This window comes from Shinella kummerowiae (assembly GCF_009827055.1).
Lineage (GTDB): Bacteria > Pseudomonadota > Alphaproteobacteria > Rhizobiales > Rhizobiaceae > Shinella > Shinella kummerowiae.
Window position 1 is genome coordinate 313,579 of the sequence record NZ_WUMK01000002.1, and the last position, 22,630, is coordinate 336,208.

The window sequence follows — 22,630 nt, forward strand, 5'->3', positions numbered from 1 at the left end:
GACCTGGAGGCTCATTCGCCCGGCAGGATGCGGACGGCATAGAGGTTCACGGCCGCATCCCCACCCGTCATGTCGCTGTTCAGCACCAGATGCCCCGCTCCGCTCGGCGAGAGCGAACGGTCGAACTCCACCTGGAACAGGATGTCGGTGCGCTCCGACACCGTGAAACGATGGCGGCCACAGCCGCCCATCGTCGCGAAGTCGCATTCGACCGAGACCTGGATCGGCTTGCCGTTGACGGATTGCAGCGTCAGCGCAACCGTCGAGGTCTTGCCACCCATTTCCCCCAGCACGTCCGGCGACACCTCGATCAGCACCGAACCGTCGCGCTCGGCATTGGTGGAGGTGACACGCACCGCCGGACCGTCATTGGTGCTGACAGCCTCGAAACGGCCGGCCGAACCCGCCGAAAGTTTTGCCGTATCGGCCGGCGAGAAGATCGCCCGCCAGTCGGAGGAGAAGCGGCTCTGCGTATCGAGCGCCTTCTTGATCGGATCCTCGCCGGAAAAATCCTCGCCGGAAACGGTGGCCGGCGGCGTCGAGCCATCCCTGCTATTCCGCAACTCGTCGAGAAGCCCGCTCGTCTCAACCCACCAGGCGAGTGCGCCGAAGGCCGCGATCAGCGTTGCGACGACGAGCAGGAACGAAAAAACCCGGCCACGACGCTTGCGCGCCTTGGCGACGCGTTCCGGGCGGAAATCCGAAGCTTCGCTGGTTGCCGCGGCGCTTGCGGATGCCGTCGTCTTGGTGCTTTTGGCAAAACCATCGGCACGCTCGGGGCGAATGGCGCCGAAATCGCCTGTCGCTGCCGGCTGATGCGCGTCGATGCGCGGTTCGGCGTCGAGCGTCGGTTCGGGGCGTACCTCCCGCTCGGCGCTTAGCACCGGCTCCGGACGCGCCTCGATGACGGGCTCCACACGAACATCCTGTGCGGGCGCTGCCGCGAGCTGTGCCCGTTCTTCCGCCTCGATCTCGTGGATGGTCGCTTCGAGCCGGTGGCGTTGTGTGGCAATCGTCTCGGGATCGTTGATTTCCTGCTTGCGCAGGCCCGCTTCCAGCGCATTGCGCGCCGACTGGTAGATGCGCGCCCGAACTTCGGCATTGGCGCGTTCGGAACGCGCCAGCGCGTTTCTGATTGCCGTTTCCAGTCCGCTCACATCCACCCCTTCTGCGGGAGCCGCCTGACGCGGCCGTCACGATACATCTGTAGAAAGAGCCCTACGTTCCAGTCTTTGTTAGCTTTTGCGTAACGTTTGCCGGGGCTTTGCGCAAGTCTTCCGGCCGAAACTGCCCAAGCGCCGCCGGGGATAAGCCTCAGGGGAAGGCCACCAAATCGGCCCGCAGGCCCGGCCAGCACGGCGATCAGCGCCGTTGATCATCGAGCGCCTTGAAGCCTCCCGGACACGTGGCGACGGACGGTCGGTGGGAATTCCTGTGGTCACGGCGGGATTTTCGAAACGTCGCGCGCCCCCAAAAACTCCCCGGAAAAATCGATACGGCCGGCATCTCCCGGCGCGCAGCCGGATACTTTGCCCTTGGTCTCGCCACCCCTTTTCAGAGAGAAATCCCGCTGATATAGTTTTGACGTTTTCGTAAACGTCAAAACTGGACTGGACTTCCACCATGGCCCTGCCCGCGATCCTCAAGGACAAGCTGCGCCTGCCCGTCGTCGGCGCGCCGCTCTTTATCGTCTCGCATCCCGCATTGACCCTCGCACAGTGCAAGGCCGGCGTCATCGGCGCCTTCCCGGCGCTGAACGCGCGTCCGGAATCGCAACTCGACGAGTGGCTGGCGGAAATCACCGAAGGTCTCGCCGCGCACGACGCGCAAAACCCCGACCGCCCCGCCGCCCCCTTCGCCGTCAACCAGATCGTCCACCGCTCCAACAAGCGGCTGGAGCACGATCTGATGATGTGCGTGAAGTACAAGGTCCCCGTGGTGATCTCCTCGCTCGGCGCCGTGCCGGAGGTCAACGCCGCGATCCATTCCTATGGCGGGATCGTGCTGCATGACGTGATCAACAACCGGCATGCCAATTCGGCGATCCGCAAGGGCGCGGACGGCTTGATCGCCGTCGCGGCGGGCGCCGGCGGCCATGCCGGCCCGCTCTCCCCGTTCGCGCTGGTCCAGGAAATACGCGAATGGTTCGACGGGCCCCTCCTCCTCTCCGGCGCGATCGCCACCGGCGGCGCGATCCTCGCGGCTCAGGCGATGGGCGCCGACATGGCCTATATCGGCTCGCCCTTCATCGCCACGACCGAGGCGCGCGCAAGCGACGCCTACAAGCAGATGATCGTCGACAGCGCCTCCGCGGACATCGTCTACTCCAACTATTTCACGGGCATCCACGGCAACTATCTGAAACCCTCCATCACCGCCGCCGGCATGGACCCGGAGCATCTGCCGGAAGCCGACCCGACCAAGATGGACTTCGAAGCGGCAACGACCGGCGCCAAAGCCTGGAAAGACATCTGGGGCTGCGGCCAGGGTATCGGCGCCATCAAGGAGGTCGCGCCCGTCGAACATCTCGTCGCCCGGCTGGAGCGCGAATACAGCGCCGCAAAACACCGCATCGCCGCCACCTGAACGCTGCACGGCGAAGAATCGCACCGGGAAAAATGCGGAAGTTGAAACTCCCCGCTTGAAATCTCTTCCCATTGCGGTTATCAGCGCACCAATTCCGGTCCCGACGCGCTTCGGGATCGTTTGAAGGCCGCTTTAGCTCAGTTGGTAGAGCACGTCATTCGTAATGACGGGGTCACGTGTTCGAGTCACGTAAGCGGCACCATTTCCCTTGAAAATCCCGATGCCCTATGCCGCACCTTTCAAAGACTGGTGCAGGTGACGAGCTGCGTCTTGATGGAACGCGAAAGGCGCGATGACACCGCGCTTACGCGTTCAGCCCTGTTCCAGCGTCGTGAAGTCTCGCTTCGAAACGTCATCCGTCCGGTGTGCCGGAAAGGGGCTAACGGTGAGAAGGCTGAAGTCGAAGGTGCCGCGCCTGTCGCCGTAAAGCACGTATTGGCGATGGACACGGAGAAAGTCGCGCTTGATTCGCTTGTAGCGCTCGGGCTCGAGGAGCTGCTTCACGCGGATATACATCTGCTCCGCCTGGGGGGCATCCGGGTGCCCGCAGAGGGAGACGACCGGGCATTTGTAGAAATGGATCACGTCGGTCAGGCAGTGCACTTCAACGAAGGACACGTCGGGCATGCGCGCTATCGCTCCCACTCTCGCGCGCAGCCTCGCCGCAGGCCTGAGAAGCGCACATTGCAGGATCGCCCCCCCGAGGGTGAGGAAGACGACCTTTTTTCCGGCCATGAGTGCTGGATTGTTTTCCAGCACCATTCCGAAGACATGGGCTGCAAGCGTCGAGCCCATGCTGTGGGAGCTGATGACATATTCGTCGGCGGGCTCGTCGAGCGCCTTGGCGAGCCGTACAGCGCTTTGCTCCAACCATATGGCGAGGTCAGGATCGTCAAGGCGGGCGGCCGACACGGCCAGTTGCCAGTCGGCAAAGAGATGAAGGATGAGAAACCGCTCGGAAAGCGGAAAGAGCACGTAGTGAAAACACAGCCAGGCGAGCGGGATGCTCCAGCCATAGTGCCAGGGGCGCAGATCCAGCCAGAAAGGGGTCGCCGCCACGAAGAGGCAGGCAGCGAGTGCGAGGCCCATCAACAGGAAGGGAAATACGAAGAACAACCCGAACCGCCATGCGTGGCGGAAGTAGCCGGCCGCCGCGCCATAGAAGACGACCTGGGCGGCGCTGAGAAAGCCCGCCAGCATACGGTGCAGGATCGGTTTCTCGGTCAGGCGTTCGAGCAATGCTTTGTGATCGCACAGGTGGACGGTCGTGGATGTTTTCCAGCCCTCGACATCGCTTGAGACCGTGAAATTTGGACTGACATCTTCGTCGGCGAGCGGCGATACGTCCGCGGTATACGCCCAGACCTTGGAGGAAAATTGAACGGATCGCTTGAAGCGGCCGTGATGTGCCCGGGCGGTCATGGGCTCGAATCCGGGAAAATGCACCACGACGCGTCGGTTTATTGCTTTTGTCATATTGTCCTGCGGCTGCTCCGCGCCGAGAGCATGGTTGGTTGGCAGATCGCGTTCGCCAAATGCCGCCGACGCGGTGGAGCCGGTGATCAGTGGATGGTGCGTCTCGTCGTCAAGTTTACAGTCGTCGGAAGCCGGCACGCCCTTCGGCATCGTTGTATCGGTCCCGGCCGACGACATGCCGAGGGCATCGAACAGGTTTTTGGGTCGGAATTGCGGCTGCCGGATCAGCTGGCAGGCCGGGCGCATAGCACGTCGCAGCGTGCGCGGGAACCAGCGCGTTCGCTGGAGTGCACGCTTTTGTCCTCAACGTGAGCAGCAACCACTAGTGCCGATTTGCAACGAGGCTCCGTATTCTCAACTTCAGATAATTCACGCGGTTACGACTCACTCCGACTATGGCAGAAACAGGCCTGTTCTTGCTCCGGGGCGGTCACATATGAATTTTCCGATACTTCGATCTGCGCTGGTGGCATTGGCGCTTGGCACGTCCATGGCGCATGCAGGCGATGCCGCTGTACGTTCTGCTGACGGTAGTTTCTGGTTGTCCGGTGGCGTCGGTCTCATGACCATCGAAGCCCACGAATACGTCTATCTGGGCAACGACAAAGCGAGCCAGCTCGACTGGGAGAGCAACGGGGTCGTCCTTTACACGGTGGCGGCCGGCGCTGACCTCGGCAGCGACTGGCACGTCAAGGGCAAGCTCGACTTCGGCTTTGGCGGCGATGGCCACATGGTCGACTATGACTGGGTGCCGGGTTATGCCGTCGATCAGAGCATGGATGGCTGGAGCGATCGCTCCATTCACCCCGACACACGCCTCGACTATTATTTCAGCGGGACATTCGAAATCGGCCGGAACGTCTTCGCCGACGAGCGCAGCACTGTCAGCTTCGGCGGCGGCATCAAATACAGCCAGGTGCGCTGGGACGCCTTCGGTGGCTCATACATCTACAGTGATGGGGGCTTCCGCAACGATATTGGCGAGATCCCGGATGGCCTGCGCGGCATTACCTACCAGCAGAACATACCGACGCTGTTCCTCGGCTTCGATGGCTCGACCAGCATCGACCGACTGACCCTGTCTGGCGGCGTCAAAGGCGGTATGACGGTCGGTATCGACGACACGGACAACCACTGGCTCACCAGCACCCGGTCGCTCGGCGACATGAAGGCCGCACCGGTCCTTATGCTCAATGCGGCCATCGACTATCGGCTGACGGAGACGGCTTCGATCTACCTCGCCGGCAATTTCGAGAATGTCTTCCGCAAACGCGGCGACCTGACCTCGACGGACACATCCACCGGCATCGCGACCCTCTACAGGGATGCTGCCGGCGCTTCCTTCAAGACGATGTCGCTGCAAGTCGGCCTTCGCGGCCAGTTCTAACCCACGCAGAACGGCAGCCGGGGCAAAGCCCGCCGGTTCGGCGGGCTTTCCGGGCGCAGGTTCCCTAGTCGTTTTCGTCACATTCGGTGATCTCGCACACGGATTCTTCCGTGGTGCGGTTCGCGCATTCGGTCAGCGCCTTTTCGCGCGCGTCACCCTCGTCATCATAGCTGTAGCTGTAGCCGTAGCTGCCCTCCTCGGAGACGGCGATGCAGCCCCAAGCCAGCGCCGAGGTGGTGGATGCGGTAAAGGCAGTCGCGAGGACGAGGGCAGCAAGCCCTGTCCGCAATGTGGTCGTCATGTTTTAATCCCCCAAAAATGCGCGAATGCGCGGGGGCAACCTATGGCACGCGCGCCAATCTTAGCAAGGCCGCAAGCAGCAACGCCGGGTGGGGAAGAGATCATCGACTTGGCCCTGCGCAGGTGCCGCTGGGGAAAGGGTTCACTCACGCTCCAAACGGATCGTGCAGTTTCTGCTCGTGGATTTGCCGGACATCGTGTCGGCGGCAATCTTGACGACATAATCGTACGTATTCGCCTTCGCGGTGACGATGATGTAGGAATCGGGTGCATCGTCGGTCGGCATGGGGCTTATCTGCGCTTCGTCGGTTCCCGTTCCCGCACCGGTGAAGGCGAACGAACCTTTGGCCACCCTGCCGAACTGCTCGCCGACCGACAAGGTGACCGAGAACTGGCGGCGACCGCAGGAGACGCCGCCGAGCCACGTGCCAATGAGACTATCCTTCTGCGGCACGCTCTCTGCTGTCGACGCATTGTCGCGAAGCCGGGAAATCTCGCGTTCCAGTTCGCGGATCACGGCCTTGAGGCGGTCGATTTCGGCTTGGGCCTCATTCTGACTGACGCGTGGCCCCGTCGGCCCGCTGGCATCGAAATCCTGCGCCGCGACCTGCGTGGCCATGGCGAGCGTCGATATTGCCGCGATGATGCCGAAGATGCGCATTGATTGTCCCTCACTGAGACAATCGCTCATCCACAGCCGTGAGTCGAGAGGCGTCGGCTCAGCCGACATTGCGCTCCTGATCGGCCTGGCCCTGCGGTGCCGCATGGGGATCGAGAATGATCGGCGACGGCGATTCCGTCGTGTCGACTTCGCGGATCCATTCCCGCCAGATTGCGACGAGCAGCGCCATCAGCACCGGGCCGATGAAGAGGCCGAGGAAGCCCATGGTCTTCACGCCGCCGATAAGGCCGAAGAAGGTGGGCAGGAAGGGCAGCTTGATCGGGCCGCCGACGAGGCGGGGCCGCAACGTCTTGTCGACGATGAAGAGTTCGACCGACCCCCAGATGAAGAGCGCGAGGCCGGCTACAGGCGAGCCGCTAGAGACGAGATAGACCGAGACGAGCGTGAAGGAGAGCGGCGCGCCGCCGGGAAAGAGCGCCATGATGCCGGTCAGCACGCCAAGCGTGACTGCAGATGGCACACCGGCAATCCAGTAGGCGACGCCGAGAACGATGCCTTCGCCGATGGCGATCAGCGTCATGCCGGTGACGGTGGAACTGATTGTCGCCGGCACGATGCGGGAAATGCGCTCCCAGCGCATCGGCAGGATGCGCTCGCCGAGGCGATCGACCTGGCCGGCGAAGGACTGGCCGTCGCGGTAGATGAAGAACAGCGCGATCAGCATGAAGAGCATGGCGAGCAAAAGGCCGAAGGCCTTGCCGCCGGCGGCGAGCGCGACGCGATAGATATTGCCGATATTGGCGCCGCTGACGATCTGGGTCAGCTCACCAATGGCGCCCGGATGATCGATGAAGCGCGTCCACTGCATGTCGAGCCAGCCGCCGACGACCGGCAGCGCGCGGATCCAGTCCGGCGTTACCGCCCCGGTGCGGTTTGTCTCCACGGCCCAGCCGATCCAGTCGCGGATTTCGTGGAAGGCATAGGTCGAGGCGATCATGATCGGCCCGATGATGAACGCAAGAATGAGAAGAATGGCGATGGAGGCCGCGAGTGTGCGGTTGCCGTTTACCTGCGCCAGCAGGCGCGAATAGAGCGGCCAGCTGGCAAAGGCGATGACGAGGGCCGCCAGCACCGGCACGACGAAGCCATGGAAGAAGTAGATGCCGGCGAAGACGACGAGGACGAGGAGCCAGCGCGCGGCCGAGATCGGCGATATGAGCGCGACGCTGCTCGGGCGGGCAGCGCCGAGAAACCGGGGCTCATTTCTGCGGTGTTCCGAATGCAGCAAGCGCGTTCACTCCAATGCGGCCGTCGTCCAGCCGAGACTGCCTAGATAAGCTGTACTCCAAGATTGTTAAACATATACGTGATATTTTAGACCAAAGCGCGATGAGACGCCGCAGGGCCAGCGATTGCCGCGGCTTACGCAAAAGCTATAGCGAGGCGGACGGCAGATTGTTGACGTTTACGTCAATGTAATATAGCCATGTGTCTTGATGGCGCATGCTAAAAGCATATCTTGTCCGCATCGAACGGTTGGAGGAACCTTCGGTGCCGGCGGGACGGATGATGCCCGCGCCCAATGAGGAGGAGCACGCATGTCGGTCACAGTTCAGGACCCTTCCACGCAGCCGTCCGGCCGCTTCTGGCTTGCCTCGTATCCCGAGGGCATGGCCGGCGATATCGCGCCGCTCGGCTATCCGTCCATCGGTGCGATGGTGGAAAGCTGCTGCGCCCAATTTGCCGACCGCCCCGCCTTCACCAGCATGGGCAAGACGCTGACATTCCGCGAATTCGAGGCCGCAACCCGCAGCATCGCTGCCTGGCTCCAGGCACGTGGCCTTGAAAAGGGCGACCGCGTCGCGGTGATGATGCCGAACATCCTGCAGAACCCGGTGATCATCTTCGGTATCCTGCGTGCAGGCCTCGTCGTGGTGAACGTCAACCCGCTCTATACGCCGCGCGAACTCGAGCATCAGTTGAAGGATGCCGGCGCCAAGGCGCTGTTCGTTCTGGAAAACTTTGCCAACACCGTCGCGCAGGTCGTTGCGCGCACCGCGGTCAAGCACGTCGTGGTCACCACGATGGGCGACATGCTCGGCCTCAAGGGCCTGATCGTCAATCTCGTCGTGCGCAAGGTGAAGAAGCTGGTGCCCGCCTGGTCGCTGCCGGGCCATATCCCCTTCAAGCAGGCGATGGCGGAAGGCGCGCGCGACACCATCAAGCCCGTCAGCGTTGCGCCGGGCGATACCGCCTTCCTGCAATATACCGGCGGCACGACGGGCGTGTCGAAGGGTGCGACGCTCACCCACGCCAACCTGCTTTCCAACATGGAGCAGATCAAATTGTGGATCGAGCCGATCTTCCATTTGAAGAAACGGCCGGACCAGCTCGTCTTCATCTGCGCGCTGCCGCTCTACCACATCTTCGCCTTGACGGTGAACGGGTTGATGGGCATCGCGCTCGGCGGCCACAATGTGCTGATCGCCAATCCGCGCGACATTCCCGCCTTCGTCAAGGAGCTCGGGAAATACCGCGTCCACATCTTCCCAGGCCTCAACACGCTGTTCAATGCGCTGATGAACAACCCGGACTTCGCCAAGCTCGACCTGTCCGACCTGCTGTTGACGCTCGGCGGTGGCATGGCGGTGCAGCGACCCGTCGCCGAACGCTGGCAGAAGATGACCGGCTGCGCCGTCATCGAGGGCTATGGCCTGTCGGAGACCTCGCCGGTGGCGACCGCCAACCGTTTCGACCGCGCGGAATTCACCGGCACGATCGGCTTGCCGCTGCCCTCGACGGATATCGAAATCCGCGACGACGACGGCAGGACGCTGGGGCTTGGCGAAGTGGGCGAGATCTGCATCCGCGGTCCGCAGGTCATGGCCGGCTACTGGCAGCGGCCGGACGAGACGGCCAAGGCGATCACCCCGGACGGCTTCTTCCGCTCCGGCGATATCGGCTTCATGTCGGCGGAAGGTTTTACCAAGATCGTCGACCGCAAGAAGGACATGATCCTCGTTTCCGGCTTCAACGTCTTCCCCAACGAGATCGAGGAAGTGGCGATGTCGCATCCCGGCATTCTCGAATGCGCGGCGATCGGCGTGCCGGACGAACATTCCGGCGAGGCGGTAAAACTGTTCGTCGTGAAGAAGGATCCGGCGCTTACCGAAGCGGACGTGAAGGCGCATTGCGCGGCAAACCTGACCAATTACAAGCGGCCGAAATTCATCGAGTTCCGCACCGAGCTGCCGAAATCGAACGTCGGCAAGATTCTGCGCAAGGATCTCCGGGGCTGATGCCAGCCCCGGTTAAACCGATTTAATTTTTTCGGGCGAGTCGCGTTTGCGGTCTTGATTTGCACATGCCAAAGCGACTAGCTAGCCGGCATCGTCCAAAGCCAAGGAAGACGCCGATGAACGCGCTTGTCGAAAAGCTGAAATCCATCGCCCGCGATACCAACGCCACAGACATCAGAGCCGCCTTTGCGGCCGACCCCGAGCGGTTCTCCCGCTACAGTGCCAAACTCGACGATTTCCTGTTCGATTATTCGAAATGCGCGGTCAACGATGCCGTGCTCGACGGGCTGGAAGCGCTGGCCAAGGATGCCGGCGTCGAGAAAAAGCGCGACGCGATGTTCGCCGGCGCGATCATTAACATCACCGAAGAGCGTGCCGTGCTGCACACGGCGTTGCGCAACCGCGCCAACACGCCCGTGCTGGTCGACGGCAAGAACGTCATGCCCGACGTCAACGGTGTGCTCGACGCCATGGGCGCCTTTGCCGACGGCATCCGCTCGGGTTCGCTGAAGGGCGCCACCGGCAAGGCGATCACCGACGTTGTCAATATCGGCATCGGCGGCTCGGATCTCGGCCCGGTCATGGCAACGCTGGCGCTGGCCCCTTTCCACGATGGCCCGCACCTTCACTTCGTTTCGAATATCGACGGCGCGCACATTGCCGATACGCTGAAATTGCTCGACGCCGAAACCACGCTGTTCATCGTCGCGTCCAAGACCTTCACGACCATCGAAACGATGACGAATGCCGCGACCGCGCGCAAATTCATCGCCGATGCACTGGGCGATGCGGCGGTCGGCAGCCATTTCTGCGCGGTCTCCACGGCGCTCGACAAGGTTTCGGCCTTCGGCATCGGCGCCGAGCGTGTCTTCGGTTTCTGGGACTGGGTCGGCGGGCGTTATTCGATCTGGTCGGCGATCGGCCTGCCGCTGATGATCGCCATCGGCAAGGAAAATTTTGCCGAGTTCCTGGCCGGCGGCCACGCCGTCGACAATCATTTCCGCGCGGCGCCGGTCCGCGAGAACATCCCGATGCTGCTCGGGCTCATCGGCTATTATCACCGCAACGTGCTCGGTTATCCGTCGCGCGCCATCCTGCCCTATGACCAGCGCCTGTCGCGTTTTCCCGCCTATCTCCAGCAGCTCGACATGGAATCGAACGGCAAGTCCGTGACCATGGATTCGACGCCGGTCGAGGGCCAGACCGGCCCCGTCGTCTGGGGCGAGCCCGGCACGAACGGCCAGCACGCCTTCTACCAGCTCATCCACCAGGGTACGACGATCATCCCGGCCGAATTCATGATCGCGGCGAACGGCCACGAGAAGGAATTGCGCCACCAGCATCAGCTTTTGATCGCCAACTGCCTGGCGCAGTCAGAAGCCCTGATGAAGGGCCGCACGCTGGCGGAAGCCAGGGCGCAGTTGACCGCCAAGGGCATGGACGAGGCAAAGGCCGACAAGATCGCGCCGCATCGCGTGTTTTCCGGCAACCGCCCGTCGATCACCATGGTCTATGACAGCCTGACGCCGTTTTCGTTCGGCCGGCTGGTTGCGCTCTACGAGCATCGCGTCTTCGTCGAAGGCGTGCTCTTCAACATCAATTCGTTCGACCAGTGGGGCGTGGAGCTCGGCAAGGAACTGGCGACGGGCTTGCTGCCGGTCGTCGAAGGCAAGGAAAGTGCCGATGGCCACGATTCATCGACGGCCGGCCTGGTTGCCGCGCTGCTGAAGGCTGCGAAGTAAGCTCAGCGCAGGCTGAGATGGCGTGCCGCGAAAGCACCGCGCGGCACGCGGGTGAGGTTGCCGAGGAATTCGCGCGCACAGGCGCGCCAGCTATAGGTCATGGCGCGGTCGCGTGCGATGTCCTTCGGGATGCCGAGCGCGGCAAATGCTGCCTCCCGCAGGTTTTCCGATAACGCCCCGGCCTCGCCGAGCACGTCTCGCGGCGCAGTGACCGGGAAGGCGGCAACCGGAACACCGCTGGCCAGCGCCTCCAGCATGACATTGCCGAACGTATCCGTGCGGCTCGGGAAGACGAAGACGTCGGCTGAAGCATAGACGGAGGCCAGATCCTCGCCGAGTTTGCGGCCGAGGAAGTGCACGTCGGGATAACGCTGGCGAAGCATCGCCAGGTCCGGCCCGTCGCCGACGACGACCTTGCTGCCCGGCAGATCGAGGCCGAGAAAGGCGGGCAGGTTCTTCTCCACCGCAACGCGGCCGACATTCAGGAAGATCGGGCGCGGCAGGCCGAGATCGCGGCGCTTGGCCGGATCGAACAGCTTGGTATCGACTCCACGCGACCAGCGCTTGATGCGCACGAAGCCCCGCGCCGCCATTTCGGCCCCCAGCGACTTGGTTGCCACCATCATGCCGTTGCCGGAATTGTGGAAACGGCGCAGCCACCAGTAGCTGACGCTTTCGGGAATGGGCAGGCGGGCGCTGATGAATTCGGGAAACCGTGTGTGATAGGCCGTGGTGAAGGGCAGCCGGCGCTCGAGGCAGGCGCTACGCGCCGCCATGCCGAGCGGGCCTTCGGTAGCGATGTGGATATAGTCCGGCGCGATCCTCTCCATTTCGGCCAGCACCCGGCGCTTCGAGGTGATGGCGAGCCGGATTTCCGGATAGGACGGCAGCGGCACCGTCGTGAACTCCTGCGGCGTCAGAAAGACGACGTCGATGCCCTCCTCCGCCATGGAGCGGGCGAGTTCCTCGAGCGTATGCACGACGCCGTTCAACTGCGGGCGCCAGGCATCCGTCACGACAAGAATGGTGGGAGCCCGTCCATCGGAACGGGCGGCGGCGAGCGAATCTGGGGTGGTGTGATCGAGCATGGCCCCTTTGACCATGCAGCGATGACAGGCGAATGAAGGCCTCCAGGAGCTTACGCCAGCCCGATTTCCTTCGCCCAGGGCGGGTTTGCGCCGGCGCGCGAGACGGTGACGGCGGCGGCCTTGGCGCCGAGCGCCAGCACCTTGGCGATCTGCTCTTCATTCAGCTTGGCCACCTGCGCCTTGGTGAGCAGGTTCTGCATCTTCAGCGAGGCGAGCACGCCGGCATCGAACGTATCGCCGGCACCGACCGTGTCGACCACGCTCACGCGTTCGCTCGGCACCACGACCTTGTGGTTGGCGCTATAGCCGACTGCACCCTCCGCGCCACGCGTCACGACGACGAGTTTCGCACCATGGTGCAGCCAGTGGCGGGCAAGCGCGTCCTCGTCGCCCTCGAGGCCGAACCAGGCGAGGTCCTCGTCGGAGAATTTTACGATATCCGCCATCGCCGCCATGCGGCGAATGCGGCCCATATGGGCGTCCTTGTCCTTGATGAAGCCGGGACGGATGTTCGGGTCGAGCGAGATCACGCGCTTGTCGTGCTCGCGCTTCAAAAGCGCCTCATAGGTGGAGCCGCAGGGTTCCGGGATCAGGCTGATCGCACCGAAATGCAGCGCCTCGCACGCATCGCCCAGAGCCGGAAGCTCGGCTTCGGTGATCATGCGGCCGGCGGTGCCCTCGTCGTAGAAGGCGTAGGTGGCATGGCCGTGCACGAGCTTGACGAAGGCGACGGTGGTCGGGCGCGAGAGGGTCGCGCAGTAGCTGTAGTCGACGCCGCTTTCCCCCAGCGTCTTGCGCAGGATGTCGCCCATCATATCGTCGGAAAGGCCGGTGAAGAAGCCGGTCGGCACGCCGAGGCGGCCAAGCGCGATCGCCGTGTTGAAGATCGCCCCGCCGGCATAGGGGGCGTAGGCATCCTCCCCGAGCGTCGATGTGCGCGGCAGCATGTCGATCAGGGCTTCACCACAACACAGGATCATCAGCATTTCCTCCCAAGCGGACTTTCAATCGATTTAAACGATCGCGCCGGAAAGCGCCAGAGCCTTTTACGACGTCGGCAGTTCCGCGACGCCGCCATGAGCCGCCGACCAGGTGAGCGGCGCATCGAAGAAGGATTCGACCGAGGCGAGCGTCGCATCATCGAAGAGTTTTTCCGCCTTCGCAACCGCCAGCACGTTCCGCCAGTTGGCGACGTGGTGCAGCTTTACCCCGCCATTCGCATAGCGGGCCTCGGCTTCCTTGAAGATGCCGTAGTAGAACAGCGACATGCCATGATCGACCACACCGCCCGCCGCGCGGATCGCATCGATGAAGGTGAACATCGAGCCGCCGACCGTCACGAGGTCCTCGATGACGAGCACGCGCGCGCCTTCCTGCATCACGCCTTCGATCTGGGAATTGCGGCCATGGCCCTTCGGCTTCTTGCGCACGTAGATCATCGGTAGGCCGAGACGGTCGGCCAGGAGGGCGGCGAAAGGAATGCCGGCCGTCTCGCCGCCGGCGATCACGTCGAAGCGCTCGAAGCCGGCCTCGCGGGTGAGGGTCGCGGCGGCGAAATCCATGATCGCCGAGCGGATGCGCGGGTAGGAGAGCAGCTTGCGGCAATCCATATAGACCGGGGAGGCCATGCCGGAGGCGAGCTTGTAGGGCTCTTCCGGGCGGAAATGCACCGCCTTGATCTCCCAAAGCATGCGGGCCATCAGCTCCGCCATCACATCTTTGTCCGGAAAGGAATTGGAAAACATCGGCGTCTCTCCACGTGGCTGTCTTATCCGAGCGCATAGCAGCAAGAGGGACGGCTTTCCAGCAGGCCGGAAACGAAAAACCCTCCCCGGAGGCCGGGAAGGGTTTCTGGAGGATCAGAGTTTTGCGCGCTTAGGCGGCAACGGTCTTGCCGGCAGCGGAGCGGGCATCGATCGAGAAGGCGCCCGGGCCGAAGGCGGCGAGCACGAGGAAGCCGCCGGCGATCGTGATGTTCTTCCACATCATCAGGCCGTTGAAGAGGGTGAGCAGGCCGTTTGCGCCTTCCGGGAAGTCCGGAACGTTGATCGCGCCACTATGGAAGACGAGCGCGGTGAAGACGCTGAAGGCAGCGAGAAGGTAGGCGGCGATCTTCGTCTGGAAGCCGACGAGGATGAAGAGGCCGGCGACGAGCTCGAAGAGACCGGCGAGGTACGCAAGGGCGGTTGCGGCCGGGAGGCCGGCACCGGCGATCATGCCGGCAGTGCCCGACGGATCGATGAGCTTCGGATAACCGGACGTGATGAACATGAGGGCGAGAAGGATGCGTCCGACAAGGACGACGGCGTTCTGTTGCATGATAAGCTCCTGAGGCTTGGCTGTTTGCGTTGGCAGAGAGATATCAGTTTTCCGTCGTCAAACTAGACGGGCGATCGGGATACAGATCGTTCGCTTTTTGTGAACGACACTCCTGTTCCCGGCGGAACAGAGGGGCGATCCGGACCGTGCCACAAGAGGATCACCGCAGCCCGCCCCTCCTCCTCCCCGGATCCCTCATGCGCCATTATCTCCTCGCCCTCGCGCTTGCCGCCGCCTCCCTCGCCTTCACCGCGACCGGTCATGCCGGCTTATCCGTGACGCACGGCACCGATGGCCGTGATCCGCAGACCTGCATCACCAAGCGCGTCCAGACGACGGACCAGCATGGCAAGGCGATCAGCAAGCGCGTGCGGATCTGCCAGTAACGGCAAGACCGGCCCAAAGCTCTCCGTTCTTTTCTGTTGCAAGCGCACGGCGGGTGGGCGAAGATTTCGGCCGAGCGGCGCGTGTTTGTTTCGTCTGCGGCGGTCGGGGGAACCGGATATGAACGAGATCAACAAGAGTGCCGCGTTCTGGCGTTCTTTCCCGATTTTCGAGGGATTCAACAAGGAAACGCTGGGCGAGATCGCCGGCATTGCGACCTGGCGCAAATGGTCGCCCGGCACGGTGATCTTCCAGCGCGGCGACGAGGGCACCTATCTCATCGTGCTCGTCTCCGGCCGCATCAAGCTGTCGCTCATCACGCCGCAGGGCAAGGAACTGTCGCTGCGCCAGCTCGAAGCCGGTTCGATCCTGGGTGAAATGGCGCTGCTCGACGGCCAGCCCCGCTCGGCGGATGCGACCGCCGTCGTGGCGACGGAAGGTTATGTCATTTCCAAGCGCGATTTTCTCGACATCCTGACCCGCAATCCGACGGCCGCCCAGGCGATCATCCACTATCTCTGCACCAAGCTACGCGAAACGACGGAGCAGCTCGAGACCATCGCGCTCTACGATCTCGATGCCCGCGTCGCCCGCTTCTTCCTCGCGACACTGCGCAACATCCACGGCGAGGAACTGCCCGACAGCGCGAACCTCCAGCTCTCGCTCAGCCAGACGGAAATCGCCAGCATCGTCGGCGCCAGCCGGCCGAAGATCAACCGCTCGATCCTGGCGCTGGAGGAGGCCGGCGCGATCCGGCGCAATGACGGCATCATCCACTGCCATATCGGCCGGCTCTACGGCATCGCCGAGCCGGATGACGACTAGGCCGCCATCGGGAGCGGCCCCATGATCGCCAAGAAATACAGACCACTCATCGCCGGCCTCGTGGCCAGCCTGGCCGGCGCGCTGGCGCTGTTTTCTCTCGGCGAGACGGCGCTGGAGCAGCAGCGTGAATACTATTTCGATGCGCTGACGCAAACAGTGCCCGCCCTCCAGAGCGACCGCATCGTCGTGGTCGATATCGACCGCAAGGCCTTCCAGAGCGTGCCGGACAAGGACTGGACGCGCGCGCAGACGGCGGCGCTGATCGAGCAGCTTGCCGCTGCCAAACCGACGGCGATCGCCTTCGACTTCATCTTCTCCACCGATTGCGCAGCGGATGAGCCCGCCAATGCCGCCCTGGCCAGCGCCATCGGCAAGACGCCGACCATTCTCGGCTTCCTCATCGGAGAAGCGACGGACGGGGCGCCGCATCCGGTTCCCGCGCTCGCCCTGCAACGGCCGGTCAGCATCCCGGACCTCTGGTTCATCGATGGCACGGAAAGCTCCTGCGCCTTCCTGCAGGACAAGGCGACGGCGGCCGCGGCAGCCTTCCTGGTCGGCGACGAGGATGCCGTCGTGCGGCGCGTGCAGGCCTATGCGATCCTCGGCAATGCGGCCTATCCATCGCTCGGCGTCGAGGCGGCGCGACTGGCGGCCGGCGCACGCGCACCGGTTCTCGGCGGCAATCCCGCCTGGGTGCGGCACGATTCCCGTATCCTGCGGCTCGACGACGACGGTAGCCTGCGCTTCGTGGCGAGCAGCGCCGACACGGTTGGCGCGCGCACCTTTTCCGCCGCGGATGTCGTGGGGGGCCGGGTTCCCGCGGACAGGATCGCCGGCAAGGTCGTGCTGATCGGCAGCAGCCTGCCCAATCTCGGGGGGCTGAGGACCAGCGCCTCCATGACACTCGAACCCTCCGTGCAGATCCATGCGGACGTGGCAAACTCCATCCTGACCGACCACATCCCGATGCGCGATACCGGCCTCATCCCGATCGAAGCGGGCCTGGCCTTTGCGGCAGGGGCGGCGGCGGCGCTCGCGGCGGCACGGCTTCGTCCGCTCTGGGGTGCAATGGCCGGTCTCGGGCTGGTCGGCCTCGTGTTCGGCGCGTCGGCCCTGCTCTATATGCAGACGGCGCTGCTCTCCGATGCGGTCGGCGTGTCGCTGATCGTCGCGACGGCGGCGCTCGTTACCGGTCTCCTGCAATTCGCCCATGTGCGCCGCGCCGAAGCCACCGCCCGCCAGCGTTTCGCGCAGTATCTGCCGCAATCCGTCGTCTCGCGCTATATCGACAACCCGGACCTTGGGCGCGTGGCCGGCGAGGAGCGCCAGGTGACGGCGGTGTTTACCGACATCGAGGGTTTTTCCACGCTGTCAAAAAGGCTCGGCCCGCATGACCTCGTCAAGCTGCTGGACGTCTACTACACCGAGGTGAACGCGCTCGTCGCTCGCCATGGCGGCATGGTGGACAAGGTGGTGGGCGACGCCGTGCACGCGCTCTTCAACGCGCCGGATGATCTCGACCACCATGTGGACAAGGCGCTCGCCTGCGCGGACGAGATCCGCACGCTGACGGAAGAGATGCGCCGCCGCCCGACCTTCGTCGAACAGGAATTCGGCCGCACGCGCATCGGTATCGAGACAGGCATGGTGGTGCTGGGAGAAGTGGGCGTCGGCGGCAAGCTCGACTACACGGCGCATGGCGATTCGATGAACCTCGCCGCGCGTCTTCAGGATGCCAACAAGTTTCTAGGGACGCATATCTGCGTCGGCCCACAGGCGGCGCGCGAGACGACACGACCGCTGCGCGCCATCGGCAGCCACGAAATCCGCGGCTTCGGCCAGGTCGAGCTGTTTACCTTCGACTAGCGGACACCGACGCTCGCATAGGCCTCGCGGATGCGGGCGCCACCCCATTGCGCGACCTCGCTCGGCGCCGCACCCGGCGTGGCGATATCGACGCCCTGGCCGCGGCCGACCTGGCGCGTCACGCCACCACCGGTGACTTCGACAAGGCCGTGTTCGACGAAGACGCCGAAGACGCCGCGGCTGGGACCGGCGAAAAATTTCGTGCCGCGCACGCCGATCATGCCGAAGGCGGTGCGCATGGTGAGGTCGATCTTGGCAAGACCCTCCGGCCGGTCGAAGACCATCTGCCCGGTGCCAAGTTCGATCGTGCCGCCCTGCCCGGCGATGAAGGTGTCGATCAGCAGCTCCGTGTCGCTGCCGAGCAACAGGCTGGTGTCATCGCCGAGTTCCAATGAGGCAAAGCTCTTGGCACCGGTCTTGACGAAATCGTGGTCCATCAGGCTGGCGCCGGCCTTCAGGCCTTCCAGATGATCCTCCTGCTTGCGGGTAACCTCACCGGTGATTTCCACCGCCTTGCCGATGATCGCATTGGCCTGCGTCGCGCGGATGCCGATGCCCGTCAGCGCCAGTGCACTGCCCGCTATGAACAGCCTGCGGCTGAGAGTGACCGGACGGAGAGAGTTGAGCGTTCGCATGACACACCTTTCGCACGGGATGACCCGTCGGATGGATTTGAACTGATAGGGTCGGCTCGTCAATCGCACAAGCCGCCTGTGCTGCATCTGTTATGCGCCGCTCCCGCCCTTCCCTCTGTTCCCGTGGAAACAGCCTGTCTGCGCCAGTCGTCTAAGGTGCGGTCATTCAACGAAGGGAGACGGATCATGATCACACGATCCACAGGTATAAAGACGGCTGGCCGCGCCCTTTTCTTCGCGGTCCTTCTTATTGGTGCCGCAAGCGGCGCCCAGGCGAACACGCTTTCCATCGAGGCCCAGTGCGACCGGAATGCCGGCAGCCAGTACGACAGCACGCGCAACAAGGCTTTCGCGCCGGTCGCGCTGGCGGATATCAAGATCGGTGCCGCCCTTTCCGCCTGCCGCGAGGCCTACAATGCCGGCGGCGGCGCACGCATGGCGTTCCAGCTGGCCCGTGCGCTGGAGCGCGCCGGCCAGGACCTCGATGCCATGAAGCTCTATGCAGAGGCCGCAGCCCTTGGCCATACCGTGGCCATGGTCAATTACGGTGCGATGCTCGGCAAGCGCGGCGACCCCGCCGCCGAATTCAGCCACTACAAGAAGGCTGCGGAAATGGGCGACACGCTGGGCGCCTACAATCTCGGCGTCGCCTATCGCGACGGCATCGGCACGGAGATCAACGGCGCGGAAGCGGCACGCTGGTTCGACAAGGCGGCTGCGGCCGGCGACGAGACCGCGGCCTTCAATCTCGGCGTACTGCTCGACGACGGCAGCTTGGTCGATGAGGACAACGCGCGGGCCGCAGCCTTCTATGGACTTGCGGCGAAAGGCGGCAGCATCGATGCGATGATCAATCTTGGCCTCATGCTGGAATCCGGTGAGGGCGTCGAGCAGGATCTCACGGCCGCAGCCGGCTACTTCAAGCAGGCCGCCGATCAGGGTGACAGCTATGGCAAGCTAAAATTCGGCCTCATGCAGCAAAGCGGCACCGGCATCGTCAAGAACATCGAGCAGGCGGTCAACAGTCTCGTTGCCGCCTTCGAGATGCGCGACGTCGATCTCGAAGTCATCCTGCGCGACCAGCCGGAACAGCTGAGCGCCGATGCCCGCCTCGCCATCAAGCGGGTTCTGGTCGAGCGCGACCTGATCGACGCGGCCGGCAATGCGGAGATCGATCCGATCACGCTGGGCGCCATCGAAAAGCATTACGCGGCGAAATAAGCCCTGACGCGGTTCCAAAGCGGCGTGTTGCCGCTTTGGAGCTTTTTTCCTGCTTCAGCTGATCTCGCCGGCCTGCGGACCCCAGGTGTCGGTCATGGCAAAACCGTTGGCCAGCGGATCCGTCGGGTCGAGCGCGATCTGGTGCAGGCCAAAGGTCCAGCCGCGACCGGTGATGGTGGGGATGATGGCCTTGCGGCCCGCAACCACGGTTTCCGCGTCCAGCCCCACCTCGAATTCCGAGCCGATAATCGAGCGCGAGCGGAACGTATCCCCCACCTTGGCCAGGCCGCGGGCGTGCAGCGTCGCCAGATTGGCGGAATTTCCTGTGCCGCAGGGCGAACGGTCGACGCGGCCGGGCCACATGGTCGTGGCGGTGCGCACGAGGCCATCCGGATCGCGATCGCGGAACATGACATAGGCGATGCCGCTGATTTCCGGGATTTCCGGGTGCACGACCTTCATCGACTTGTTGATTAGGTCCTTCAGCGCCATGCCGGCGTCGACCAAAGCGCGCGCATTGGCCTTCTCGATCTTCGTGCCGATCTGGTCGACATCGACGAGCGCATAGAAGATGCCGCCATAGGAGATGTCGAAGCGCACGCGGCCCCAATGCGGCGTGTCGATCTCCACATCCAGCGCCTCGACAAAGGACGGGACCATGGTGAGCTTGACCTTCTCGCAACGCCCGTCGCGGCAGGTCGCAGTCGCCTTGACGAGGCCGGCGGCCGTGTCGAGCACGACGATGGTTTCCGGCTCCTTCATTTCGACGATGCCGGATTCCAGCAGCGCCGTGGTGACGCAGATCGAGTTGGAGCCGGAGGAGGCGTGCGCCTGGTCGGCCTGGAGGATGATGAAGCCGGCATCGGCTTCCGGGCGCTTGGCCGGCACCAGGAGGTTGACCGAGCCGGTCGCCGCCGCGCGCGGTTCCAGGCACAGGAAGCGGCGCAGGCTGTCATCGACCGTGTTGATGTGGTTGAGCTGCTCGGCGATCGTGTTGCCGGGGATCTTCGGCACGCCGCCGATCGCCACCTTGCCGATCTCGCCCTCGCAATGAACGTCCAGCAGCTGGATCGTGCGCTTCCATCTCATGTCGTCGTGCTCCGTCTGCGCCGGTTTGCCGGCTCTTTCTGTCCCGCGCGGCCCGTGCCGGGGATCGATTGGCTTCGTCTTTCTGATATATCAGATTGTCATGCGTTCCAACTGCTTTTCATGCGACAGGATTGCGCGCTACGACTGGCTTTCGGCCCAAACGTTCCTGGGGCGCGAAACATCACCCCGCCAAGAGACCTTTCCATGACCAAACTCATTGTCTTTACCGATCTGCACATGGTGCCCGAGGGCTCGACGATCATCGGCCTCGATCCCTATCACCGGCTGCGTGCCGGCATTGAGCACGTCAACCGCTACCATGCGGATGCCGACCGGGTGATTTTTACCGGCGACCTGACGCACCGCGCCGACACCCAGTCCTATGAACGCCTGCGCGACCTGCTCTCTCTGCTCACGCCACCGGCGGCGATCACCATCGGCAACCACGACTATCGCGACCGTTTCCTCGAAACCTTTACCCAGGTGACGCCGGACGAGGACGGCTTCGTCCAGCAGGCAATCGACTTTGACGATTGCCGCGTCGTGCTGCTCGACACGCTGTTTGCGCCACCCTACGACTATCCAATGAGCCATGCCGGCTATCTCTGCGAAAAGCGCCTCGCCTGGCTCGACCGCACGCTTGCGAGCGCGAATGGCCTGCCGGTCCTCCTCTTCATGCACCACCCGCCGCACAAGACGGGTTTTAGCGGCATGGATGCGATCCGGCTCGGCAATGAGGACGCCTTCTACGATCTCGTGCTGAAACACGGCAATGTCCGCCACATCTTCGCCGGCCATGTGCACCGCACGATCGGCGGCTCGCATCGCGGCATTCCCTTCTCGATCTTCAAGAGCCCTGTGCACCAGCAGCCGATGCCTTTCGATGCGCCGAACGCCTCGCTCGCGGTCGATGAACCGGCCGCCTATGGCATCGTCGTCGTCACGGAAGACGGCCTGCAGGTGCACCACGAGGACTACGAAATCGCAAAACGCGAATCGGAAATCGCCTGAGAAACAGGTTAACGCGCGTTACACAACGTGACATGCCGCGCCGCTGGTGGGGCGGAACAGAGCCAGCCATGTCACGTTGTCTCCGCCGAAGGGGTGGGAAACCCAACTTTCGAAGGAGAAAGACATGCGCAAGATTCTCATGGCTGGTGCGGCCCTCGCACTCATCGGCGCCACCGTTGCCCAGGCGGACGATGGTGACAAGGAGGTTCTCGGCGGTGCCGCCGGCGGCGCTGCCGGTGCAACCGTAGGTGCCGTCGTCGGCGGCCCGGCCGGTGCCATTATCGGCGGTGTGGCCGGTTTCGCCATCGGCGCCGAGGCCGCTGTTCCGAATGACGCCCGCACCTATGTGATGGAAAACCCGACACCGCCGGTCGTCCTGAACGGTCAGGTGACCGCCGATACGCGCTTCGACGACACCGTCACGCTGACACCGATCCCCGATCACCCTGATCTCGCCTATGTCTATATCGACAACCGCCCGGTGATCGTGCGGACCGACAGCCGCCAGGTGATCTACGCGCCGGAGGTCGAGACGACGGCAAGCATTTCTTCCGACATCCCGGAAACGACCATCACCTATGTCGAACGCAACCGGCTTGAGCCGGTGATGCTGGAAGGCCCGGTCGAGGCCGGGGTCGTGATCCCGGACACCGTGCAGATCGTCGAAGTTCCGGAGAACCCGAACTACGGCTACATCTATGTCCAGGACCGTCCGGTTCTCGTGGACCGCGGCACCCGTGAAGTGATCTGGGTCCGCTAATCACCCGGCACGACCAAACG

At 63.6% G+C, this 22,630-nt stretch carries 21 protein-coding genes and 1 tRNA gene; 11 read left to right on the forward strand and 11 right to left on the reverse strand.

The window, feature by feature from the left end:
* Nucleotides 1-11 precede the first annotated feature (11 nt).
* On the reverse strand, nt 12-1,157 hold the full coding sequence (locus GR138_RS05960) for a biotin transporter BioY (RefSeq protein ID WP_160857703.1): 1,146 nt from the start codon (nt 1,155-1,157) through the stop codon (nt 12-14).
* Nucleotides 1,158-1,623: 466 nt separating this feature from the next.
* On the opposite strand from GR138_RS05960, the gene GR138_RS05965 reads away from it, so the two are divergent.
* Nucleotides 1,624-2,586, forward strand: coding sequence for an NAD(P)H-dependent flavin oxidoreductase (locus tag GR138_RS05965; RefSeq protein ID WP_160857704.1), 963 nt, complete (start codon nt 1,624-1,626; stop codon nt 2,584-2,586).
* Nucleotides 2,587-2,712: 126 nt separating this feature from the next.
* Nucleotides 2,713-2,788 (forward strand) — tRNA-Thr (locus tag GR138_RS05970).
* A 110-nt stretch (nt 2,789-2,898) separates the two neighbouring features.
* On the opposite strand, the gene GR138_RS05975 is transcribed toward GR138_RS05970, so the two are convergent.
* Complete coding sequence (locus tag GR138_RS05975) at nt 2,899-4,308, reverse strand: hypothetical protein (protein ID WP_246200311.1); 1,410 nt, start codon at nt 4,306-4,308, stop codon at nt 2,899-2,901.
* A gap of 244 nt (nt 4,309-4,552) precedes the next feature.
* Here GR138_RS05975 and GR138_RS05980 point away from each other — a divergent pair, with 244 nt between their 5' ends.
* Complete coding sequence (locus GR138_RS05980) at nt 4,553-5,449, forward strand: omptin family outer membrane protease (protein ID WP_276508776.1); 897 nt, start codon at nt 4,553-4,555, stop codon at nt 5,447-5,449.
* Between the two features lie 64 nt (nt 5,450-5,513).
* On the opposite strand, the gene GR138_RS05985 is transcribed toward GR138_RS05980, so the two are convergent.
* From GR138_RS05985 to GR138_RS05995, 3 genes are all read right to left on the reverse strand, one after another.
* Entirely contained in the window at nt 5,514-5,750 is a 237-nt protein-coding gene (locus tag GR138_RS05985) for a DUF4189 domain-containing protein (protein WP_160857706.1), read from the reverse strand.
* A 141-nt stretch (nt 5,751-5,891) separates the two neighbouring features.
* Complete coding sequence (locus GR138_RS05990) at nt 5,892-6,410, reverse strand: hypothetical protein (RefSeq protein ID WP_160857707.1); 519 nt, start codon at nt 6,408-6,410, stop codon at nt 5,892-5,894.
* A gap of 58 nt (nt 6,411-6,468) precedes the next feature.
* Nucleotides 6,469-7,659, reverse strand: a complete 1,191-nt coding sequence (locus GR138_RS05995) for an AI-2E family transporter (protein WP_160857708.1) — start codon at nt 7,657-7,659, stop codon at nt 6,469-6,471.
* Nucleotides 7,660-7,969: 310 nt separating this feature from the next.
* Here GR138_RS05995 and GR138_RS06000 point away from each other — a divergent pair, with 310 nt between their 5' ends.
* On the forward strand, nt 7,970-9,670 hold the full coding sequence (locus GR138_RS06000) for a long-chain-fatty-acid--CoA ligase (protein WP_160857709.1): 1,701 nt from the start codon (nt 7,970-7,972) through the stop codon (nt 9,668-9,670).
* Between the two features lie 116 nt (nt 9,671-9,786).
* Nucleotides 9,787-11,412: a glucose-6-phosphate isomerase gene (pgi, locus tag GR138_RS06005; protein WP_160857710.1), complete on the forward strand. Its 1,626-nt coding sequence runs from the start codon at nt 9,787-9,789 to the stop codon at nt 11,410-11,412.
* 2 nt (nt 11,413-11,414) lie between these two features.
* On the opposite strand, the gene GR138_RS06010 is transcribed toward pgi, so the two are convergent.
* The 4 genes from GR138_RS06010 to GR138_RS06025 form a co-directional block, all read right to left on the reverse strand.
* On the reverse strand, nt 11,415-12,500 hold the full coding sequence (locus GR138_RS06010) for a glycosyltransferase family 4 protein (protein WP_160857711.1): 1,086 nt from the start codon (nt 12,498-12,500) through the stop codon (nt 11,415-11,417).
* A 50-nt stretch (nt 12,501-12,550) separates the two neighbouring features.
* Nucleotides 12,551-13,480: a carbohydrate kinase family protein gene (locus GR138_RS06015; RefSeq protein ID WP_160857712.1), complete on the reverse strand. Its 930-nt coding sequence runs from the start codon at nt 13,478-13,480 to the stop codon at nt 12,551-12,553.
* A 66-nt stretch (nt 13,481-13,546) separates the two neighbouring features.
* On the reverse strand, nt 13,547-14,245 hold the full coding sequence (locus GR138_RS06020; RefSeq protein WP_160857713.1) for an orotate phosphoribosyltransferase: 699 nt from the start codon (nt 14,243-14,245) through the stop codon (nt 13,547-13,549).
* 130 nt (nt 14,246-14,375) lie between these two features.
* A complete protein-coding gene (locus tag GR138_RS06025) occupies nt 14,376-14,819 on the reverse strand; it encodes a DoxX family protein (RefSeq protein WP_160857714.1) in 444 nt (147 codons plus the stop codon).
* Nucleotides 14,820-15,016: 197 nt separating this feature from the next.
* On the opposite strand from GR138_RS06025, the gene GR138_RS06030 reads away from it, so the two are divergent.
* The 3 genes from GR138_RS06030 (at nt 15,017) to GR138_RS06040 (ending at nt 17,894) form a co-directional block, all read left to right on the forward strand.
* Nucleotides 15,017-15,205: a hypothetical protein gene (locus GR138_RS06030; protein ID WP_160857715.1), complete on the forward strand. Its 189-nt coding sequence runs from the start codon at nt 15,017-15,019 to the stop codon at nt 15,203-15,205.
* A 118-nt stretch (nt 15,206-15,323) separates the two neighbouring features.
* Nucleotides 15,324-16,028, forward strand: coding sequence for a Crp/Fnr family transcriptional regulator (locus tag GR138_RS06035; protein ID WP_160857716.1), 705 nt, complete (start codon nt 15,324-15,326; stop codon nt 16,026-16,028).
* 24 nt (nt 16,029-16,052) lie between these two features.
* A complete protein-coding gene (locus GR138_RS06040) occupies nt 16,053-17,894 on the forward strand; it encodes a CHASE2 domain-containing protein (RefSeq protein WP_420853624.1) in 1,842 nt (613 codons plus the stop codon).
* Here the strand turns inward: GR138_RS06040 and GR138_RS06045 are convergent.
* Nucleotides 17,891-18,529: a FecR family protein gene (locus tag GR138_RS06045; RefSeq protein ID WP_160857718.1), complete on the reverse strand. Its 639-nt coding sequence runs from the start codon at nt 18,527-18,529 to the stop codon at nt 17,891-17,893. The genes GR138_RS06040 and GR138_RS06045 overlap by 4 nt on opposite strands.
* Nucleotides 18,530-18,715: 186 nt before the next feature.
* On the opposite strand from GR138_RS06045, the gene GR138_RS06050 reads away from it, so the two are divergent.
* The gene (locus GR138_RS06050; protein WP_160857719.1) at nt 18,716-19,750 is read left to right on the forward strand and encodes a tetratricopeptide repeat protein; all 1,035 of its coding nucleotides are present in this window, start codon (nt 18,716-18,718) and stop codon (nt 19,748-19,750) included.
* Nucleotides 19,751-19,804: 54 nt separating this feature from the next.
* On the opposite strand, the gene GR138_RS06055 is transcribed toward GR138_RS06050, so the two are convergent.
* Complete coding sequence (locus GR138_RS06055) at nt 19,805-20,839, reverse strand: proline racemase family protein (RefSeq protein WP_160857720.1); 1,035 nt, start codon at nt 20,837-20,839, stop codon at nt 19,805-19,807.
* 204 nt (nt 20,840-21,043) lie between these two features.
* On the opposite strand from GR138_RS06055, the gene spdA reads away from it, so the two are divergent.
* Together spdA and GR138_RS06065 are read left to right on the forward strand one after the other, a co-directional pair.
* The gene (gene spdA, locus GR138_RS06060; protein WP_160857721.1) at nt 21,044-21,850 is read left to right on the forward strand and encodes a 2', 3'cyclic nucleotide phosphodiesterase SpdA; all 807 of its coding nucleotides are present in this window, start codon (nt 21,044-21,046) and stop codon (nt 21,848-21,850) included.
* Nucleotides 21,851-21,974: 124 nt separating this feature from the next.
* Nucleotides 21,975-22,610 carry a DUF1236 domain-containing protein gene (locus tag GR138_RS06065; protein ID WP_160857722.1) on the forward strand — a complete coding sequence of 212 codons (636 nt, stop codon included), beginning with the start codon at nt 21,975-21,977 and terminating at the stop codon, nt 22,608-22,610.
* Nucleotides 22,611-22,630 lie beyond the last annotated feature (20 nt).

Excerpts from the sequence above, each read along its gene's own strand:
- GR138_RS06050 (WP_160857719.1), top strand. The coding sequence starts at position 18,716 with ATGATCACACGATCCACAGGTATAAAGACGGCTGGCCGCGCCCTTTTC.
- spdA (WP_160857721.1), top strand. The coding sequence starts at position 21,044 with ATGACCAAACTCATTGTCTTTACCGATCTGCACATGGTGCCCGAGGGC.
- GR138_RS06000 (WP_160857709.1), top strand. The coding sequence starts at position 7,970 with ATGTCGGTCACAGTTCAGGACCCTTCCACGCAGCCGTCCGGCCGCTTC.
- GR138_RS06015 (WP_160857712.1), bottom strand. The coding sequence starts at position 13,480 with ATGATCCTGTGTTGTGGTGAAGCCCTGATCGACATGCTGCCGCGCACA.
- GR138_RS05965 (WP_160857704.1), top strand. The coding sequence starts at position 1,624 with ATGGCCCTGCCCGCGATCCTCAAGGACAAGCTGCGCCTGCCCGTCGTC.
- GR138_RS05975 (WP_246200311.1), bottom strand. The coding sequence starts at position 4,308 with ATGCGCCCGGCCTGCCAGCTGATCCGGCAGCCGCAATTCCGACCCAAA.
- GR138_RS05985 (WP_160857706.1), bottom strand. The coding sequence starts at position 5,750 with ATGACGACCACATTGCGGACAGGGCTTGCTGCCCTCGTCCTCGCGACT.
- GR138_RS06030 (WP_160857715.1), top strand. The coding sequence starts at position 15,017 with ATGCGCCATTATCTCCTCGCCCTCGCGCTTGCCGCCGCCTCCCTCGCC.
- GR138_RS06035 (WP_160857716.1), top strand. The coding sequence starts at position 15,324 with ATGAACGAGATCAACAAGAGTGCCGCGTTCTGGCGTTCTTTCCCGATT.
- GR138_RS05980 (WP_276508776.1), top strand. The coding sequence starts at position 4,553 with ATGGCGCATGCAGGCGATGCCGCTGTACGTTCTGCTGACGGTAGTTTC.
- GR138_RS06010 (WP_160857711.1), bottom strand. The coding sequence starts at position 12,500 with ATGCTCGATCACACCACCCCAGATTCGCTCGCCGCCGCCCGTTCCGAT.
- GR138_RS06020 (WP_160857713.1), bottom strand. The coding sequence starts at position 14,245 with ATGTTTTCCAATTCCTTTCCGGACAAAGATGTGATGGCGGAGCTGATG.
- GR138_RS06065 (WP_160857722.1), top strand. The coding sequence starts at position 21,975 with ATGCGCAAGATTCTCATGGCTGGTGCGGCCCTCGCACTCATCGGCGCC.
- GR138_RS06055 (WP_160857720.1), bottom strand. The coding sequence starts at position 20,839 with ATGAGATGGAAGCGCACGATCCAGCTGCTGGACGTTCATTGCGAGGGC.
- pgi (WP_160857710.1), top strand. The coding sequence starts at position 9,787 with ATGAACGCGCTTGTCGAAAAGCTGAAATCCATCGCCCGCGATACCAAC.
- GR138_RS06025 (WP_160857714.1), bottom strand. The coding sequence starts at position 14,819 with ATGCAACAGAACGCCGTCGTCCTTGTCGGACGCATCCTTCTCGCCCTC.
- GR138_RS05990 (WP_160857707.1), bottom strand. The coding sequence starts at position 6,410 with ATGCGCATCTTCGGCATCATCGCGGCAATATCGACGCTCGCCATGGCC.
- GR138_RS06045 (WP_160857718.1), bottom strand. The coding sequence starts at position 18,529 with ATGCGAACGCTCAACTCTCTCCGTCCGGTCACTCTCAGCCGCAGGCTG.